This is a genomic window from Pseudomonas sp. LM13, from assembly GCF_041381355.1.
Lineage (GTDB): Bacteria > Pseudomonadota > Gammaproteobacteria > Pseudomonadales > Pseudomonadaceae > Stutzerimonas > Stutzerimonas frequens.
In genome coordinates this window covers 153,378-170,505 of record NZ_JACBXH010000005.1, presented here as the reverse complement: position 1 = coordinate 170,505, position 17,128 = coordinate 153,378, and the positions used below count along the sequence as shown (strand labels likewise).

Sequence of the window (17,128 nt, the reverse complement as noted above, 5' to 3'; positions counted from 1 at the left end):
TATCAGCGGGAGAACCACATGTGTGGAATAGTTGGATGGCTGTCCTACAGCCAGGACATGCAGGCGCAACGCAATACGCTGAAGCGCATGACCGAGACGATGGCAAATCGGGGGCCCGACGCCGAGGGGATCTGGATAACGGGTCCAATCGGCTTTGGCCATCGAAGGTTGTCAATAATCGACCTGGAAGGTGGTCGGCAGCCCATGCTGGCTCGACGCGACGACGGGTTAGAAGCGGCGGCGATCACCTACAGCGGTGAGGCCTACAACTTTCGTGAACTGCGCGCCGAGCTGAAAGGACGCGGCCATCGTTTCGAAAGCCTCAGCGACACTGAAGTGGTCCTGCGCGCCTACCTAGAATGGGGAGAGGGATTCGTCGAGCGGCTCAACGGGATGTATGCCTTCGCGGTTTGGGACCTCACAACGCAGGAACTACTGCTGGTTCGTGACCGGATGGGCGTGAAGCCGCTTTATTACTACGAGACGGTCGACGGGGTGGTGTTTGGGTCCGAACCCAAGGCCCTGTTAGCCAACCCGCTCGTGCCCCGTACCGTAAGGGCCGACGGGCTGCGTGAGATCCTGGAGATGGTCAAAACTCCGGGCCATGCAGTGTATGACGGCATGCGTGAAGTCTTGCCTGGCGAGGTCGTTCGCATCAATCGTCAGGGCCTCACACGACACCGTTATTGGCGACTCGAGGCTCGTGAGCATGGTCATACGCTTGACCAGACCGTCCGGCATACGCGAGATCTCCTGGAAGATATCGTGCAGCGGCAAGTCGTTTCGGATGTACCCCTGTGCAGCCTGCTTTCCGGTGGTCTCGATTCGTCGATCATCACCGCCTTAGCGTCCAGAAAACTGCTTGCTGAAGGCAAGGAAAACATTCATTCGTTCTCGGTCGATTTTCTCGATCACGGCAGCAGTTTTGCCAGCGATGCAGTGAGGGGCACGCCTGATGCGCCCTTCGTTCGCGACTTGGTTGAGCGTATCCACTGCAGTCATCACGAGATCGTCCTGGACAGCCGAGAGCTGGCCGATCCGGCGCTTCGCCATCGAGTCATCGAGGCGCTCGATCTACCGCCTGCCTTCTGGGGCGACATGTGGCCATCGCTCTATCGGCTGTTCCAGGAAGTGCGCCAGCACTCCACCGTTGCACTGTCCGGAGAAAGCGCGGACGAGGTCTTTGGGGGCTACCGCTGGTTCCACGACCCCGCGGCAATCCAGGCCCAGACCTTTCCCTGGCTGGTGTCTGTGACGGGCAAATACTTCGACGGCAAGACCCTCTTCGAGCCGGCGCTCCTACATCAGCTAGACCTGCCCGGGTTCGTACAGGATAGCTACAGTCAGGCGCTCAGCGAAGCCCCAGTACTGCCGTCGGAGGAGCAGACGGATCGGCGCATGCGCCAGATGAGCTACGTCAACCTGACCCGCTTCGTCCAGACATTGCTTGATCGCAAGGACCGGATGAGCATGGCCGTCGGTCTTGAGGTCAGGGTGCCCTTCTGTGACCACAGGCTTGTCGAGTACGCATTCAACATTCCTTGGGAAATGAAGACCTTCGACGGGCGCGAAAAGAGCATCTTGCGTGCGGCGACTCGTGACCTGTTACCCGAATCGATCAGCGATCGGGTCAAGAGCCCCTACCCCTCGACGCAGGATCCTGCTTACGAGCAGGCGCTTCGCACCTCACTCATCCAGATCATGGCCGACAAGGACGCACCTGTGCGAGCCCTTCTCGATGCATCGCAGGTCAAGCGCACCCTGGAGAGACCCGTTGGCGACACCTCGCCCATGTACGACCGCATGGGCATGGAGCTGGCGGTTGGCCTGAACACCTGGCTGACCGAACAGGATGTCAGCCTCGAACCTTAACTCAGCGCGACGCGGTCCGGCGGCCGCGTCCAGCCTTCTTCCTGGAGCGGCGATACTATGAATACCCCGTATTCCAACAAGCAACTTCCCATCTACCTGATCGCACTCGGTGCATTCGCGCTGGGCATGGCCTCCTATGTCACAGCAGGCCTGATTCCCCTAATCGAGGCCTCCTTTTCCGTTTCGGTCGCTGTGGCTGCGCAGCTGGTGACCGCCTTTACCCTCGCCTATGGCCTTGGCTCGCCGGTATTCGTTGCGCTGACCCCGCCCGATCATCAACGCACCAGTCTGCTATTCGCGCTTGGATTGTTCGTTCTAGCAAACGCGGCCAGCGCCCTCGCAGCAGAGTTTACCGAACTAGTGATCTGGCGGGCCGTAGCCGGGATCGGCGCTGGCGTCTACCTCGCCATGGGCATCGGCGCCTCAGCAGCGCTCTCATCGCCCGAGCGGCGCGGAAAGTCGATCGCCATCATCATGGGGGGTATGGCCAGCGGCGTTGTGCTGGGTGTTCCAGTGGGTTTGATAACTGCAGATCGCTTCGGCTGGCAAGCTGCACTTTGGCTCGTCACCTTGCTGGGGTTGTTAGCTTTTGCGGGCCTGGTATTGATGTTGCAGAGGCTGCAAGCGGCGCCCACCAGCTCCCTGGGACAAAAGCTCAGGATCCTTGCCGATGGGCACGTGATGACCATACTTCTTATTTCCCTACTAGCTGCCGTTGCCAGTCTGGGCATGTATACCTTTATCGCTCCACTGCTCGCCGACCCGGAACTCGGTGCAGTCCGCTCGGTAACGCCTTATCTCTGGATCTGGGGCATCGGCGGCGTGCTCGGCAGCTTTCTTGTAGGCCCGGTTGTCGATCGAGTCAGGGGGCCCGTGCTGGTCTTCGCCATTATGGTCATCCTCTCGGCCTCCTTGTTTCTCTTACCGGTTGCGGCCACGCTCGGCACGTGGCTGGTCATGCTGCCGATCATGGCATGGGGCGCCGTAGGCTGGGCCCTGCAGGTACCGCAGAACAACGAACTGATACAGGCCAGGCAGGCACACGGCGATGGCAACCTTGCCATCGCTCTCAACGAATCGGCGCTATACCTGGGCAGCGCCATAGGTGCGGCCGCCGGAGGCTTCGTCCTGCTGCTACAGATGCCCACCTGGACGCTGGCCGCCTGTGCCGGCTTGATCGCCTTACTCGGCGCACTGCTTCAGGTTCTCAACCTTCGTCGTCAGCGAGCCTGGCCGCGCACAGTCCAACCTGAAACCAACCATTGACCTAGCCGGAGGTGCAAGTTGGAGCTTCGTCATCTTCGCTGTTTCGTGGCCGTCGCCGAGGAGCTGCATTTCGCACGGGCTGCCGAACGTTTGCATATGGAGCAATCGCCCTTGTCGCGGACCATCAAGGACTTGGAGTACCGCTTGGGTGTGCAGCTGTTCGAACGCACAACGCGCCGAACGCGTCTCACCTGGGCCGGCACGGTCCTGTTGCAAGAAGCCCGGCGTGTCATTGCGGTCGTAGAGCAGGCCAAAGCGAGCGTGAAAGGCGCCGCTTCGGGTTACCAAGGTCAGCTACGTATTGCCCTGTCCGACGGCGTCCCGCAATCGCGGCTGGCGTCGCTGCTCGCGCTGTGCCGCGAGGAAGACCCCGACATCGAAATCTTCCTGCGCGAAGTGCCGTCTGCGATGCAGACCAGAGGCCTGCTGGACGATTTGTTCGATGTCGGTCTGTCGCAAACCACATACCAGGCTGACGGGCTGCTGGCCGTGCCCGTATGGCATGACCCGCTTGTCGTTGCCCTGCCAGCACGCCACCAATTGCTCGCCCACCGCGAGATTCCGCTGGAGGAACTCGCCGGGCTCCCATTGGTGCTCTGTGAGCCTCAAGTCTGCGAAGGGTTCTGGCAGCAGCTACAGCTCGTACTAAGGCCTATTGCGCCCAGACTGACCATTGCGGAGCGTGTCCCAACCCTCGATCTGATGATCGCGCTGGTAGCCGCCGGTTACGGTCTGGGGTTCTCCAGCCTGCCGCGAATTTCAGAGCTCCATAATCCGGACATCGCCACCCGTCCCCTGGCGGGCCAGAGCAAGCTGACCACCTACTTGGTTCGTCGCAATAGCGAGCCGTCAGCACCATTGGATCGTTTTATCGACCGAGTGGCACGGGTTGCGTGCGGCATGGATGATCATTCCGGCCACCAACCGACAGGCTTGCGCTCTCTGGACGCATAGGTACGGACCTGAGCCACGAGTCCAGTGGGCACTCGCCAGGATTTGCTGCAGCTACAACCTCAAGCCCCGCTGTGCCTTGCGCAACGGCGGGCTTCAAGCGCTCTGAGCGCTCGGCGTAGAAAGCGACGAGGATCCAGAGCGGTTTGCCTCACGTTTGAACCCGCGGTCCCCCGCCATGAAGGCCTCCAGCATGTACGGGACGAGGGTTACCGCATCAACCGGCTCGCCATATGTCTCCACGTGCATCGAGGCGTAACGGTCTAGATCGGCCTTAAGACTTGCAGGACAGAGAAAGGTCAGCTTGGTGTTCTCAGTCTTAGGCAGCGGCCCCAGTCTCAGCTTGCGCGTCGCGCTCATCGTGATCCTCCACTGTTAAAGAACAAGGGTTGGTAAGGTCGCAGCACCAAGTCCCGGTTAACGATGATGCGCACCGGCAAGCCTGGTCGTTCGGTCAATGTCGGCTGGATGTTCATATTGCGCCGGGTCATTTCCTGGCCCACCTGATTGACGCTGTCTTGAAGGCCATCGCGACCAGCGATGATGACGCGGTCTCCGCCCTGTCGGTTTTCCGGTGCTGCCAGCTCGGCGCCGATACCCAGCAGCGTGGTCAACGCAGCGCCGGCGAAGACGCGATTCCAATGCCAGTCGGTCCCATCCTCCAGGCCGGCGTAGCCGGCCGGGTCGGTGCCGATCAAATTATCCAGCGTCAGCGAACTTGTGTCCGGCAGGATGATGCGGTTCCACACCACCTGCACGCGGCTCTGCCCGTAGCTGACCTGGCTGTTGTAACGTCCAAGTATTCTCGAACCCTGGGCTTGCATACCAAGGAAGCCGCAGACCCTCTCGCGCAACAGATCACGCTGAGAAATCGCGATGAAATCCAACCCTACATCGATGCTTTGACAGCCCAGGCCTGACCTCCCATGACAACAATTTTCGAACTAGTTAAAGACCCATACGAGCGCAAGGCTCGAGTGGTTCCGGGTCTTCTCGTGGCGTTGCCATTGCTCGTCCCTTTGCTATGCGTATACGGAGCAAAGCATCCTGTGCTCACAGGCGTTATCGGTTTACTTGGCGGCTGCGGCGCCATTTACGCGCTTGCGAGCGTGGCACGTGGGCGCGGTAAAAAGCTTGAAGAGCTTTTAGTCAAGAAATGGGGCGGCATGCCTACAACCATAGCCCTGCGGCATCGCGACAATTTTCTCGATAGCGTAAGCAAGCAGAGGTACCACTCTGCGATCACTACTAAACTGGGTATCGACATACCAACGGCAGAAGAAGAATCAGCGAACCCTGACAAAGCGGACGACATCTACATCGGAGCAACCAAGCGACTTCGCGAACTCACGCGTACCAATAAGCAACTCCTACTGAAAGAGAATATTGCCTACGGATTCCACCGCAATATGCTGGCGATGAAGCCCGTCGGCATCCTGTCGAGCCTCCTGGGAATCCTCTACGGATTGCTGATTGCAAAGGTTCTGCAGATAACGCCTCCCCATTTTTACCCCGTGCATTTTGCAGACCCGGGACTCGCCGCTGGCTTGACACTGCTTATTTCGATGGCGCTACTCGCGGCCTGGCTGCTGTATTTCGATCAGAGTGCCGTCAGACGTATGGGGTTTGTGTATGCGGAACGTCTGTTTGAGTGCCTGCCGTCGCTGACTTCTTCAGCATCACGAAAGAAGGCACCAAAATCGACACCTACAGAATGATCACCTCCGGCTGAGCTGCTGGATAAGGGAGCAGGATCGAATTAACTGGAGAACTGCCACAACCTCAGCGATGAAATAACATCACTGAAAGCTTTCTAGCAGCCAATAATCGCACCAGGTCTGCCCCTGTACGCCGCAGCGGGTTGTCCCGATAAGCACCGAACCGCAAGATGCCCCATCCAACCAGACTCACGGAGTCCGAGATGGAACATCTATCGCCTACACCCGGCGCGTCAATTCTCGAATTCGTCCAGCCTCTTCCGAGGCCTAACACGGAAGCCTACGAGGCATTGCCGCAGTTTCCGAAGGGAAGCCCCCTTCCCTTCCGGCGCACCATTCGACGACAAGAGCTGAGGCAGATCATCCCGCTATCTGAGACGACCATCTACGAGATGGAGCGACGTGGCGAGTTCCCTAGACGCTTTAACCTGACACCACGTTGCGTGGTGTGGGACTTGGCCGAGATCGAAGCATGGATCGAGGAGCGCAAGCAGGCGCCTCGTAAAGACATCAGCGGACCGGATGTCCGCCTAAGGAAAACTCGCCCTGTTCGGGCGGGTTCGGATCAGGCATGAGGCCGGCAGTCACCTCAGCCAACGAGAGCCTCCAGCTCCTCGGAAGCCGAGCGCGGTAAACGTCGACTTTCCTTGGCTAGATTGACCTGCAAGGCCACTCGCGCCACCTCCAGAACATCCCTGGCCAGCGAATAACCACCTTTGGTCTGTAGCCAGGCCAGCACGTCTGCCAGGTGCCAGATCGACGCACTGCCCTCGTGTACCGGTGCCGGGAAGCTGCCCGGATTGGCCAGCATCAGCTTGCGCATGTTTTGTCGCGATACCCCAACCATTTCGGCCACGTCGGTTAGACCAACCAGATCAGGGGCGACCTCGATCAACCTGGCAGAGGGCACTGCATGGCGCACATCGGCCAGTGCACTGCGCACAGCCGCATCTGCACTCTCCGCCTCTCGAGTGAACTCCAGCGCCAGCCGACCCGGCTGGCCGATGCCTACCAGGGCATCGTCGCAGCCCGATTCGCCAAGGCGCTCGACCAGAATATCCGGAGTACGGCCATCCTCGGCGAGTTGGTATTTCAGTGTGAAGGTGTATTCCATCGTGCTACTCCTCTGCACCGTCGGCAGCATCCTGATGCTTACGATGCGTGGTGCAGTTGTCCGCCACGCGCCGTAAGGCGCGTGCGTGGTTGCTGGGGTTCTTCGGCGTACTCCACACGCTCGTGATGCAGAACTCGCCGCAGCGACATTCCTCGTCGTTGTAGGGGCAGTAGATCCGCCCCCAGGCGTGACTGCCGCCAACTTCGATGCGCCACCCCTGCCCTTCGGCATGCTTGAGCGCTTCTTCGACCTCTTTCTTCGGATGCGAGGGACGGCCCATTAATGATCTCCAGTATCCCCATGACTCGACAGGTTGTCAACTGACAACCAACCCATTCCCTTAAACAGCGGCACTCAACACCGGCACGGTCACATGTTCCGGCAGCAGCTTCGGCACATAAGTCCGACCATCGATCCAGGCATCGACCATGTCTGCCCACTCCTGCAGCATATGGCGCCGCTGCTCCGCGTACTCGGCCTTGTTGTAGACCGAGCGCGATGTACGCCCATCCTCATGCGCCAGGCACTTCTCGATCCAGTCGCTATTGAAACCCACCTCATTGAGTAATGTGGATCCTGTCCTGCGCAGGTCGTGAACAGTAAACGGCTCCAACGGCAGCCCCGCTTCCTTAGCACGCGATGCAATGAGTTGGGTGATCCGGTTCAAAGTGGCGTGCGACATGCAGCGGTGGATGTCATAGCGTGAGGGCAACACGAATCTGGAACCAGCAGCACAGGTGTGTAGCGCAATGAAGATATCCAAGGCCTGTCGCGACAGGTAGACCACATGGGGATTGCGCCCCTTCATCCGTTGCTTGGAGATCGTCCAGGTGGCATTTTCAAAATCCACCTCATTCCAGGTCGCCTCAATCAACTCGCTCTTACGTACAAGGGTCAAAAGCACCAGCCGCAAGGCCAACCGTATAGTGGGGTACGCAGCAATGGACTCCAACTGGTGAAAAGCCAGGCGAATCTCGGTCGGAGTCAGCGCTCGGTCTTTCGGCACGAAGGTGGCGATCGATGCCGCCTTCACATCGTCGGCCGGATTCTCGACCTTCTCGCCATGCAGGATTGCGAACGCATAGACCTGCTTCACGATGTCGCGAATATGGACGGCCGTAGCCGGAGCGCCACGGCCCTTCACCTTGGCACAGAGCGCCCGCAGATCGTCAGGAGTGATTTCGGTCAGGAGCCGGTTCTCGAAGACCGGCAAGATGTCGCGGTCGATGATGCTCTTGCGCATGGACCGCGTGCTGTCGGCCATACGCGCATCAGCCAGCCAGTTCTTCAGCATGTCGCCGAACGACTTGGCAGCTGTCAGACGCCGTTTGGCCCGCTGCTTTTCCAGGGAGGGCGATATGCCCTGGGCGACCATTCGCTTGGCATCCAGCAACTTTTCGCGAGCCATGGCCAGCGAAATTCCCGCTGGGCCATACCGTCCGATGGTCAGCGTCTCCCGGCGCCCATTGAGACGGTAATCGTAGCGAAAGGTGACGGTACCGCCGGGAGATACCGTCACGTACATGCCATCACGGTCGGAAGCCTTATAGGGCTTGGCTTTGGGCTTGAGATTGCGCAGCGCGGTGTCAGTAAGCATCGAGGTTTTTCCTCCTGTTCATGACGGCTTTTACCGTCAAGGGCCAGGAGACCTGCTGATGCCGGGAAAGCCGCATGGCGCAAGCTTTCCCAAGGAGAGATTTACCGTCAAAGACCGGTTTGGTCTCGATAGTAAACGGGAGGGTCTTAATCCGGCTTCCGATTCCTACCGTCACCCTTACCGCCAGAGCGTTCTGCTGCTCGGCGATAGCCACCGATAGATGCCGTGACATATTTTCTTCTAAATCAACACGTTACAGCATCTTATCGATAGGTGCCGATAGTCCCTGAAGGACCTGATTTCACTCCCACTCGATGGTCGCCGGCGGCTTGCTCGACACATCGTAGGTCACGCGGGAGATGCCTTCGATTTCGTTGATGATGCGGTTGGACACCTTCTCCAGCAACTCGTATGGCAGGTGCGCCCAGCGCGCGGTCATGAAGTCGATGGTCTCCACCGCGCGCAGCGCGACGACCCAGGCGTAGCGGCGGCCATCACCCACCACACCGACCGATTTCACCGGCTGGAACACCACGAAGGCCTGGCTGGTCTTGTGGTACCAGTCGAAGTTGCGCAGCTCTTCGATGAAGATGTGGTCGGCGCGACGCAGCAGGTCGGCGTATTCCTTCTTCACCTCGCCGAGGATACGCACGCCCAGGCCAGGGCCCGGGAAGGGGTGGCGGTAGACCATGTCGTAGGGCAGGCCGAGTTCGAGGCCGATCTTGCGCACCTCGTCCTTGAACAGTTCACGCAGCGGCTCGACCAGCTTGAGGTTCATCTCTTCCGGCAGACCACCAACGTTGTGGTGCGACTTGATCACATGGGCCTTGCCGCTCTTGGCGCCGGCAGACTCAATGACGTCGGGATAGATGGTGCCCTGGGCGAGGAACTGGATGTTGTCCAGCTTGCTGGCCTCGGCATCGAACACGTCGATGAAGGTGCGACCGATAATCTTGCGCTTCTTCTCCGGATCCGCCTCACCTTCGAGGTTGGCCAGGAACTGCGCCTCGGCATCGGCACGGATCACCTTGACGCCCATATTCTCGGCAAACATGGCCATCACCTGGTCGCCCTCGTGCAGGCGCAGCAGGCCGTTGTCGACGAAGACGCAGGTCAGCTGGTCGCCGATCGCCTTGTGCAGCAGCGCCGCGACCACCGACGAATCGACACCACCGGAGAGGCCGAGCAGAACGTTGGCATCACCGACCTGAGCACGCACCTGGGCGATGGCGTCCTCGACGATATTCGACGGCGTCCACAGCGCTTCGCAGCCGCAGATCTCCAGGATAAAGCGCGACAGGATGCGACCGCCCTGGCGAGTGTGGGTCACTTCCGGGTGGAACTGCACGCCGTAATAGCCACGGGCATCGTCGCCCATGGCGGCAATCGGGCAGCTCGGGGTGCTGGCCAGGATGTGGAAGCCGGTAGGGATCTCGGTGACCTTGTCGCCGTGGCTCATCCACACGTCGAGGCCAAACACGCCGTCGTCATCCATGTGGTCTTCGATGCCGTCGAACAGCTTCGACTTGCCGACCAGATCGACGCGGGCATAGCCGAACTCGCGAACGTCGGAGCCCTGCACCTTGCCACCCAGCTGCTCGGACATGGTCTGCATGCCGTAGCAGATGCCGAACAGCGGCACGCCCAGATCGAACACGGCCTGCGGCGCGCGCGGGCTGCCTTCCTCGTGAACCGACTCCGGGCCGCCGGCGAGGATGATGCCGCGTGGCGCGAAGGCACGAATGTCGTCCTCGCTCATGTCCCACGGATGCAGCTCGCAGTACACACCGATCTCGCGCACGCGGCGGGCGATCAGCTGGGTGTACTGGGAACCGAAGTCGAGGATCAGGATGCGGTGGGCGTGAATGTCTTGGTGAGCCATGAGCTTTCCTTCGGAAAGAGCCTGAAGCTGAAAGCCGGAAGCTGGAAGCCGAAACCAGGATTTCTCCCGGCTCCCGCTGCCAGCTTCCGGCGCCTGTCTAGCTGAGCGCTGAGCGGATCAACCCACTCGGTAATTCGGGGCTTCCTTGGTGATCTGCACGTCATGCACGTGCGACTCGGCCATGCCGGCACCGGTGATGCGCACGAACTGCGGACGGGTGCGCATCTCGTCGATGGTGGCGCTGCCGGTGTAGCCCATGGAAGCGCGCAGGCCACCCATCAGCTGATGGATGATCGCCGACAGCGAACCCTTGTACGGCACACGGCCTTCGATGCCTTCGGGTACCAGCTTCTCGGCACCAGCGGACGAGTCCTGGAAGTAACGATCCGAGGAGCCCTGCGCCTGGGACATGGCGCCCAGGGAGCCCATGCCGCGGTAGGCCTTGTAGGAGCGGCCCTGGAACAGTTCGATCTCGCCCGGGGCTTCTTCGGTACCGGCGAACATCGAACCCATCATCACGGCGTTGGCGCCGGCGACAATGGCTTTGGACAGGTCACCGGAGAAGCGGATACCGCCGTCGGCGATCATCGGCACGCCGGTGCCTTCCAGCGCGGCGGAAACGTTGGCGATGGCGGAGATCTGCGGTACGCCGACACCGGCGACGATGCGGGTGGTGCAGATCGAACCCGGGCCGATGCCGACCTTGACCGCGTCGGCGCCCGCCTTGACCAGGTCCAGCGCGGCTTCGGCGGTGGCGATGTTGCCGCCGATCACCTGCACCTGCGGGAAGTTCTCCTTCACCCAGCGCACGCGATCGATCACGCCACGGGAATGGCCATGGGCGGTATCCACCACCACCACGTCGACGCCCGCCGCGGCCAGCGCCTCGACGCGGTCACCGGTGTCGGCACCGGTACCGACCGCCGCACCAACACGCAGACGGCCCTGGCTGTCCTTGGAGGCCAGCGGGTAGGTCTTGGCTTTCTCGATGTCGCGGAAGGTCACCAGGCCGCGCAGGTGGAAGTTGGCATCGACCACCAGCATTTTCTCGATGCGGTGTTCGTAGAGCTTGGTCTTGATCTCTTCCAGACCAGTGCCCTCGAGGACGGTGACCAGCTTGTCCTTGGGCGTCATGATCGCCGCGACGGAATCACCGGCATTCGGCGTGAAGCGCAGGTCGCGGCCGGTGACGATGCCCACCAGCTCCTTGCCGGACACCACCGGAAAACCGGAGAAACCCAGCTCGTAGGCCTTGCGCAGCAAGTCGCTGATCTTGGTTTCCGGGGTGACGGTGACGGGATCATGGACGATGGCGGTCTCGTGACGCTTGACCTTGCGCACCTCGGCAGCCTGCTGCTCGATGCTCATGTTCTTGTGGATGATGCCGATGCCGCCTTCCTGGGCCATGGCGATGGCCAGGCGGGCTTCGGTGACGGTGTCCATGGCCGCGGAAACCAGCGGAATGTTCAGCTCGATTTCGCGGGTCAGGCGGGTCTTGAGGCTGACATCCTTCGGCAGAACCTCGGAATATCCCGGGATCAGGAGAACATCATCGAAAGTCAGGGCTTCTTGGCTGATACGCAGCATGGCGGGGGCTCCCAGGCGGGAAAAAGGAAGCGCGGCATTATACCCACGCACCCCATCACGCTCAATGCGGTTGTGAGGTATGTCGCGCACGGCAAAGTGCGCAGCATCGCCGGAATGACCAAGAGGTCACGATCGATCGATAATCAGCGCCACCTTGAAACCCAGGCGCTCGGCGAACTCGTCGAGGAACGACTGACGCAAGCCGGCCTCACCCCATCCGTTGAAAATGAAGCCCAGGTTGGAAAACGCGCAGGCCGGAATGAACAGGAAGCCATTAATATCGTCCTCGAAGCCACATTCCGGACAGGTGAAATTGTCGGTCTGCTTAGGCATCCACTCGTCGAGGCTTTCGAACAACGCTTCGCCAATCTCGCGGCGGCACTCGGGGCAACCTGCCTCCTCGGCGAAATCCCGTGTCGGCGTGTAGATGCAGCGCCTGGTCACCACTTCAAGGCCGTTGATGGCCGCGCCAAAGGGCAAGCGCTCCGGATGCTGCACGACGCTGCGCGCACCGGAAGCGATGGCGTAACCCATGCCGCCAACACCGCGGCCGCAGGTGGTCGGCAGCGCCTCGACGATACGCCGCTCGGCCAGCCAGCGCAGAATCATCCGCGCCTTGGCTTCGTGCGCTGGAAACGTGGAAATGCGCGGCACGATGATCGCTTGACTGTGGCTCATGACGGCTCGGAACGGGAGATGAAGAAAGGCCGCGCAGCTTAGCGCCGCGCGTTGGCCGGTCAAGGCCCGCTGGACGGACGCGAAGCAGATTCGGTTTCCGCCTGGCCGCGCCCGGCTTATCATCGCCGTCATGCTCAAAGATCCCTTCCAGCGTCTCAATCTTGATCGCGAAGTGCTGACCGTCAGTCAGCTCAACGGTCGCGCCCGCCTGTTGCTCGAAGACGTGTTCGCCCAGGTCTGGGTCGAAGGCGAGATTTCCAACCTCGCCCGCCCGGCCTCCGGCCACATCTATTTCACCCTCAAGGACAAGAACGCCCAGGTGCGCTGTGCCCTGTTCCGGCAGAACGCGGCGCGGGTTCGCCAGGCCCTGCGCGATGGCCTGGCGGTGCGGGTGCTCGGCAAGGTCTCGCTGTTCGAGGGCCGTGGCGACTACCAGCTGATTCTCGACACGCTGGAGCCGGCTGGCGACGGCGCTTTGCGCCTGGCCTTCGAGGCACTCAAGGAAAAGCTAAGCGCCGAAGGCCTGTTCGCAGCCGAACGCAAGGCCGCCCTGCCCGCCCACCCGCGGCGCATCGGCATCGTCAGCTCGCCGACCGGCGCGGTGATCCGCGACATCATCTCGGTGTTCAAGCGCCGCGCGCCCCAGGTCGAGCTGACCCTGATCCCCACCGCCGTCCAGGGCCGCGAAGCCACCGCGCAGATCGTTCGCGCGCTGCAGCTGGCCGACGCCCAGGGCTTCGATGCGCTAATCCTGGCCCGCGGCGGCGGCTCGCTGGAGGACCTCTGGTGCTTCAACGAGGAAGCCGTGGCGCGTGCGGTGGATGCCTGCGTTACACCGATCGTCAGCGCGGTGGGCCACGAAACCGATGTATCGATTGCCGACTTCGTCGCCGACGTCCGCGCCCCAACGCCATCCGCGGCTGCCGAGCTGCTGGCCCCCAGCAGCGCCGACCTGCAGCAGCGGCTGACCGGCCTGCAGCAGCGCCTGGTGCTGCGCATGCGCGACCGCCTGCACCGTGACGCCATGCGCTTGGAAGGCCTGACCCGCCGCCTGCGCCACCCCGGCGAACGGCTGCAACAGCAGGCCCAGCGCATCGACGACCTCGAGCAGCGGCTGCTGCGTGCCGTCGACCGTCGGTTGTGCAGTGGTCAGGAGCGTCTGGCCCGGCTGGAAACGCGACTGGCCGCGCAACATCCGGGGCGTTCACTGAATCTGTTGCGCCAGCGACTCGAACATCTGTCCTCACGCCTGCCACGGGCGATGCAGGCCAATCTCAAAGGCCGCCGCCAGCAGCTGCAGGGCCTCGTACAGACGCTCAATGTGGTCAGCCCGCTGGCCACACTCAGCCGCGGTTACAGCATCCTGTTGGACGAGCGCGGCCAGGCGATCCGCAGCGCCAGCCAGACCGAGCCTGGCCAGCGGCTCAAGGCCAGGCTCGGCGACGGCGAGCTGGACGTTCGGGTGGAAGACAATCATCTGCAACCGGTCACCCTGCCACTGCTCTAAGCAAGCCGCGCCAGAAATTTCCTGACATCCCTGGCCCTTTCTCTTGCCCGAGGTTTACGCGAGGATTGGGCCATTTTCCGCAACGGACCCGCCCATGCCTCGTGTCTTCGCCCTGCTGTTCTCCCTCGCTCTTGCACTGCCTGCGCATGCCGAAGGCTTCATCACCCGTCTACTGAACAAGCCGGTGCCCGGCGGCGTCGCCGTGATCGAACTCGGCAATGGCCCGCGCGCACCGCAGGCACGCTACCAGGGCAAACCGACGCTGGTGATACGCGAGGACGGCCAGCGCTGGATTGCCATCGTCGGCATCCCGCTGTCGGTCAAGGCAGGTACCCAGCAACTGGAGGTCGATGGCCGCAGCACGGGTTTTCAGGTTGGCAGCCGCGACTATCGCGCCCAGCACATCACCCTGAAGAATCAGCGCCAGGTCAATCCGAATCCGGCAGACCTCAAGCGCATCGAGCGCGAGCTGGACGAACAGACCCGCGCCTACCGGCAGTTCAGTGCCAACCAGCCAAGCAATCTGCTGTTCGATCGCCCGGTGGACGGACCTTTGTCCTCGCCCTTCGGCCTGCGCCGCTTCTTCAACGGCGAGGAACGCAACCCGCACTCCGGCCTGGATTTCGCCGCCAAGAGCGGCACGCCGATCAAGGCACCGGCAGCCGGCCAGGTCATACTCACCGGTGACTATTTCTTCAACGGCAAGACCGTGTTCGTCGATCACGGGCAGGGGCTGATCAGCATGTTCTGCCATTTGTCCGAGATCGGCGTGAAGGTCGGCGATCAACTGGCGCGCGGCCAGGTGCTCGGCAAGGTCGGCGCGACCGGCCGTGCCACCGGCCCGCACCTGCACTGGAACGTGAGCCTGAACGACGCCCGCGTCGATCCGGCGATCTTCATCGGTGCCTACAAACCCTGAACCACGAGGAAGCACAGCGATGCGCATCAAGGCAACGGATTCCACCCTGCTGATCATCGATATCCAGGAACGCCTGTTTCCGGTGATCCTCGACAATGCCGCCATGGCCGAGCACACCGCCTGGTTGCAGCAGGTGGCGCAGCGGGTCGGTGTGCCGGTGCTGCTGACCGAGCAGTACAGCAAGGGCCTCGGCCCGACCATCGCCGCGCTGCGCGACGGCGTGGAGGACACCGCGATCCTCGAAAAGCTGCACTTCTCCGCAGCCGGCGACGGCGAGCTGTTCAAGCGCCCTGGTGGCGAACGCCGCCAGTTCGTCATCTGCGGCTGCGAGACTCACGTCTGCGTGCTGCAGACGGTGCTCGACCTGCTCGACCGCGGCAACGAAGTGTTCGTCGTCGAGGAAGCCGTCAGCTCGCGGCGCGACAGCGACAAGGCGCTGGCACTGCAGCGCATGCGCCAGGCCGGCGCGCAGATCGTCTCGCGCGAGATGGTTGCCTTCGAGTGGATGGAGCGCGCCGGCACCGAGTTGTTCAAGACGATCAGCCGCGAGTTCATCCGTTAAACCAGCGCCGCCAATCGCAGCCCGGGCACACCGCTGGGCCGCCCGCCCACCCTTCGATGGAGAAACACATGTCTGACGATCTGGCCACCTGGCTGGACTGGCTCAGAGCCCATGCCGAACTGCAGACCCTACTTGCCAGCGCCACGCTGATCTTCGCCGCCTGGCTGTCCAACTGGATCGTAAAACGCATCCTGGTGCGCGGCCTCTACCGCCTGTTAAGGCACACGCGCGATGGCGAACTGCAGGATTTCGGCGTCATCAAGCGGCTGTCGAACATCGTCCCGGCACTGGTGCTGTCGATTGGCGTAAGGACGGTCCCCGGCCTGCCGGACGCTGCGGTGACCGTGGTGCAGAATGTCTGCGGCGGCTTCATCGTGCTGACCATCGCACTGGCCCTCGGCGCGGTGCTCGACATCATCAACGTGGTCTATCAGCGTCGACCGGACGCCCGCCTGCACCCGATCAAGGGCTATCTGCAGGTGGTGAAGATCGTCATCTACGCCATCGCGACGATCCTGATCATCGCCACGCTGATCGACCGCTCGCCGCTGATCCTGCTCTCCGGTCTGGGTGCCATGGCCGCGGTGCTGATGCTGATCTTCCAGGACACCCTGCTGTCGCTGGTGGCCAGCGTGCAGATCACGTCCAACGACCTGATCCGCGTCGGCGACTGGGTGGAAATGCCGCAGCTCAATGCCGACGGCGACGTGATCGATATCGCCCTGCATACGGTCAAGGTGCAGAACTGGGACAAGACCATCACCAGCATCCCGACCAAACGCTTCATTTCCGACTCGTTCAAGAACTGGCGCGGCATGCAGGAAAGTGGCGGTCGACGCATCAAGCGCAGCCTGTATCTGGATCAGCAGAGCGTGCATTTTCTCAGCCGCGACGAATGCGAGCGCCTGCATCGCTTCAACCTGCTGGACGAGTACCTGACCGAGAAGACCAAGGAAATCGAGGAGTGGAACGCCAAGCTCGCCGAGCGTGGCAAGGAGCCGGTGAACACGCGCCGCATCACCAATATCGGCAGCTTCCGCGCGTACGTCGAACGCTACCTGCGCAGCCACGGTGGCATCCATCAGAACATGACGCTGATCGTGCGGCAGCTGAGCCCGACCGCGGACGGCCTGCCGCTGGAGGTCTACTGCTTCACCAATACGGTGGCATGGACGCAGTACGAGGCGATCCAGTCGGACATCTTCGATCACCTGCTGGCGATCCTGCCGGAATTCGGCCTGCGGGTATTCCAGCACCCGAGCGGTGGGGATATGCGGGACTGGCGTGATTCACTGATACCGCGCGGTAATGCCGCGCTGCAGCAGCCGGATGAGCACCCGACCGGGGAGAAAAGCTAATCGTAGGTTGGCGCTGAGGCACGAAGCGTGTGGCATCACCTTGGACACTGCCCATTGCGTCATCCCTGACGCCAGCGCCGCCAGTGGCACCATCGCGCCCCGCGCCTCAGCGCCAAC

Annotated in this window: 16 protein-coding genes and 1 pseudogene; 9 read left to right on the top strand and 8 right to left on the bottom strand. The window is 61.8% G+C overall.

Annotated elements, in window-relative coordinates; translation table 11 throughout:
* The first annotated feature begins 18 nt into the window (after positions 1 to 18).
* The 3 genes from asnB to HZR81_RS06610 are packed head-to-tail and all read left to right on the top strand — an operon-like array spanning position 19 to position 4,092.
* Entirely contained in the window at positions 19 to 1,872 is a 1,854-nt protein-coding gene (gene asnB, locus HZR81_RS06620; RefSeq protein WP_500127647.1) for an asparagine synthase (glutamine-hydrolyzing), read from the top strand.
* Between the two features lie 57 nt (positions 1,873 to 1,929).
* Complete coding sequence (locus HZR81_RS06615; protein ID WP_500127646.1) at positions 1,930 to 3,138, top strand: MFS transporter; 1,209 nt, start codon at positions 1,930 to 1,932, stop codon at positions 3,136 to 3,138.
* Positions 3,139 to 3,156: 18 nt separating this feature from the next.
* Positions 3,157 to 4,092: a LysR family transcriptional regulator gene (locus HZR81_RS06610; RefSeq protein WP_500127645.1), complete on the top strand. Its 936-nt coding sequence runs from the start codon at positions 3,157 to 3,159 to the stop codon at positions 4,090 to 4,092.
* 93 nt (positions 4,093 to 4,185) lie between these two features.
* Here HZR81_RS06610 and HZR81_RS06605 read toward each other — a convergent pair whose 3' ends face one another.
* Together HZR81_RS06605 and HZR81_RS06600 are read right to left on the bottom strand one after the other, a co-directional pair.
* Positions 4,186 to 4,449 carry a DUF2274 domain-containing protein gene (locus HZR81_RS06605; RefSeq protein ID WP_500127644.1) on the bottom strand — a complete coding sequence of 88 codons (264 nt, stop codon included), beginning with the start codon at positions 4,447 to 4,449 and terminating at the stop codon, positions 4,186 to 4,188.
* Positions 4,446 to 4,904 (bottom strand): annotated as a pseudogene (locus tag HZR81_RS06600) (TraB/TrbI/VirB10 family type IV secretion system protein); the annotation flags it as partial. The gene HZR81_RS06605 and the pseudogene HZR81_RS06600, both read right to left, overlap by 4 nt.
* A 111-nt stretch (positions 4,905 to 5,015) precedes the next feature.
* Between HZR81_RS06600 and HZR81_RS06595 the strand changes: the two are divergent.
* The gene (locus HZR81_RS06595; RefSeq protein WP_023087035.1) at positions 5,016 to 5,807 is read left to right on the top strand and encodes a hypothetical protein; all 792 of its coding nucleotides are present in this window, start codon (positions 5,016 to 5,018) and stop codon (positions 5,805 to 5,807) included.
* A 203-nt stretch (positions 5,808 to 6,010) separates the two neighbouring features.
* Complete coding sequence (locus HZR81_RS06590; RefSeq protein WP_200632165.1) at positions 6,011 to 6,382, top strand: helix-turn-helix transcriptional regulator; 372 nt, start codon at positions 6,011 to 6,013, stop codon at positions 6,380 to 6,382.
* Positions 6,383 to 6,396: 14 nt separating this feature from the next.
* Here the strand turns inward: HZR81_RS06590 and HZR81_RS06585 are convergent, their stop codons facing one another.
* The 6 genes from HZR81_RS06585 to HZR81_RS06560 all read right to left on the bottom strand — a co-directional run bounded on the left by HZR81_RS06585 (position 6,397) and on the right by HZR81_RS06560 (position 12,665).
* A complete protein-coding gene (locus HZR81_RS06585; RefSeq protein ID WP_200632167.1) occupies positions 6,397 to 6,921 on the bottom strand; it encodes a helix-turn-helix transcriptional regulator in 525 nt (174 codons plus the stop codon).
* A gap of 4 nt (positions 6,922 to 6,925) precedes the next feature.
* Positions 6,926 to 7,201 (bottom strand): hypothetical protein, encoded by a 276-nt coding sequence (locus tag HZR81_RS06580; protein ID WP_500127643.1) that lies wholly within the window; start codon positions 7,199 to 7,201, stop codon positions 6,926 to 6,928.
* A gap of 60 nt (positions 7,202 to 7,261) precedes the next feature.
* The gene (locus HZR81_RS06575; protein ID WP_500127642.1) at positions 7,262 to 8,518 is read right to left on the bottom strand and encodes a tyrosine-type recombinase/integrase; all 1,257 of its coding nucleotides are present in this window, start codon (positions 8,516 to 8,518) and stop codon (positions 7,262 to 7,264) included.
* A gap of 301 nt (positions 8,519 to 8,819) precedes the next feature.
* Positions 8,820 to 10,400 carry a glutamine-hydrolyzing GMP synthase gene (gene guaA / locus HZR81_RS06570; RefSeq protein ID WP_020307002.1) on the bottom strand — a complete coding sequence of 527 codons (1,581 nt, stop codon included), beginning with the start codon at positions 10,398 to 10,400 and terminating at the stop codon, positions 8,820 to 8,822.
* Positions 10,401 to 10,517: 117 nt separating this feature from the next.
* Complete coding sequence (gene guaB / locus HZR81_RS06565; RefSeq protein WP_020307003.1) at positions 10,518 to 11,987, bottom strand: IMP dehydrogenase; 1,470 nt, start codon at positions 11,985 to 11,987, stop codon at positions 10,518 to 10,520.
* A 126-nt stretch (positions 11,988 to 12,113) separates the two neighbouring features.
* Positions 12,114 to 12,665 carry a sugar ABC transporter ATPase gene (locus tag HZR81_RS06560; RefSeq protein ID WP_500127661.1) on the bottom strand — a complete coding sequence of 184 codons (552 nt, stop codon included), beginning with the start codon at positions 12,663 to 12,665 and terminating at the stop codon, positions 12,114 to 12,116.
* 130 nt (positions 12,666 to 12,795) lie between these two features.
* Here HZR81_RS06560 and xseA point away from each other — a divergent pair, with 130 nt between their 5' ends.
* The 4 genes from xseA (at position 12,796) to HZR81_RS06540 (ending at position 17,011) form a co-directional block, all read left to right on the top strand.
* Complete coding sequence (gene xseA / locus HZR81_RS06555) at positions 12,796 to 14,172, top strand: exodeoxyribonuclease VII large subunit (RefSeq protein ID WP_500127641.1); 1,377 nt, start codon at positions 12,796 to 12,798, stop codon at positions 14,170 to 14,172.
* A 94-nt stretch (positions 14,173 to 14,266) separates the two neighbouring features.
* Positions 14,267 to 15,091, top strand: a complete 825-nt coding sequence (locus HZR81_RS06550) for a M23 family metallopeptidase (RefSeq protein ID WP_267935113.1) — start codon at positions 14,267 to 14,269, stop codon at positions 15,089 to 15,091.
* A 19-nt stretch (positions 15,092 to 15,110) separates the two neighbouring features.
* Entirely contained in the window at positions 15,111 to 15,653 is a 543-nt protein-coding gene (locus HZR81_RS06545) for a hydrolase (protein ID WP_500127640.1), read from the top strand.
* A gap of 68 nt (positions 15,654 to 15,721) precedes the next feature.
* On the top strand, positions 15,722 to 17,011 hold the full coding sequence (locus HZR81_RS06540; protein WP_500127639.1) for a mechanosensitive ion channel family protein: 1,290 nt from the start codon (positions 15,722 to 15,724) through the stop codon (positions 17,009 to 17,011).
* Positions 17,012 to 17,128: the final 117 nt, after the last annotated feature.

Bases quoted from the DNA above. Each gene is read 5' to 3' on its own strand.
- asnB (WP_500127647.1), top strand. From the start codon at position 19: ATGTGTGGAATAGTTGGATGGCTGTCCTACAGCCAGGACATGCAGGCG.
- HZR81_RS06615 (WP_500127646.1), top strand. From the start codon at position 1,930: ATGAATACCCCGTATTCCAACAAGCAACTTCCCATCTACCTGATCGCA.
- HZR81_RS06605 (WP_500127644.1), bottom strand. From the start codon at position 4,449: ATGAGCGCGACGCGCAAGCTGAGACTGGGGCCGCTGCCTAAGACTGAG.
- HZR81_RS06595 (WP_023087035.1), top strand. From the start codon at position 5,016: ATGACAACAATTTTCGAACTAGTTAAAGACCCATACGAGCGCAAGGCT.
- HZR81_RS06590 (WP_200632165.1), top strand. From the start codon at position 6,011: ATGGAACATCTATCGCCTACACCCGGCGCGTCAATTCTCGAATTCGTC.
- HZR81_RS06585 (WP_200632167.1), bottom strand. From the start codon at position 6,921: ATGGAATACACCTTCACACTGAAATACCAACTCGCCGAGGATGGCCGT.
- HZR81_RS06580 (WP_500127643.1), bottom strand. From the start codon at position 7,201: ATGGGCCGTCCCTCGCATCCGAAGAAAGAGGTCGAAGAAGCGCTCAAG.
- HZR81_RS06575 (WP_500127642.1), bottom strand. From the start codon at position 8,518: ATGCTTACTGACACCGCGCTGCGCAATCTCAAGCCCAAAGCCAAGCCC.
- guaA (WP_020307002.1), bottom strand. From the start codon at position 10,400: ATGGCTCACCAAGACATTCACGCCCACCGCATCCTGATCCTCGACTTC.
- guaB (WP_020307003.1), bottom strand. From the start codon at position 11,987: ATGCTGCGTATCAGCCAAGAAGCCCTGACTTTCGATGATGTTCTCCTG.
- HZR81_RS06560 (WP_500127661.1), bottom strand. From the start codon at position 12,665: ATGAGCCACAGTCAAGCGATCATCGTGCCGCGCATTTCCACGTTTCCA.
- xseA (WP_500127641.1), top strand. From the start codon at position 12,796: ATGCTCAAAGATCCCTTCCAGCGTCTCAATCTTGATCGCGAAGTGCTG.
- HZR81_RS06550 (WP_267935113.1), top strand. From the start codon at position 14,267: ATGCCTCGTGTCTTCGCCCTGCTGTTCTCCCTCGCTCTTGCACTGCCT.
- HZR81_RS06545 (WP_500127640.1), top strand. From the start codon at position 15,111: ATGCGCATCAAGGCAACGGATTCCACCCTGCTGATCATCGATATCCAG.
- HZR81_RS06540 (WP_500127639.1), top strand. From the start codon at position 15,722: ATGTCTGACGATCTGGCCACCTGGCTGGACTGGCTCAGAGCCCATGCC.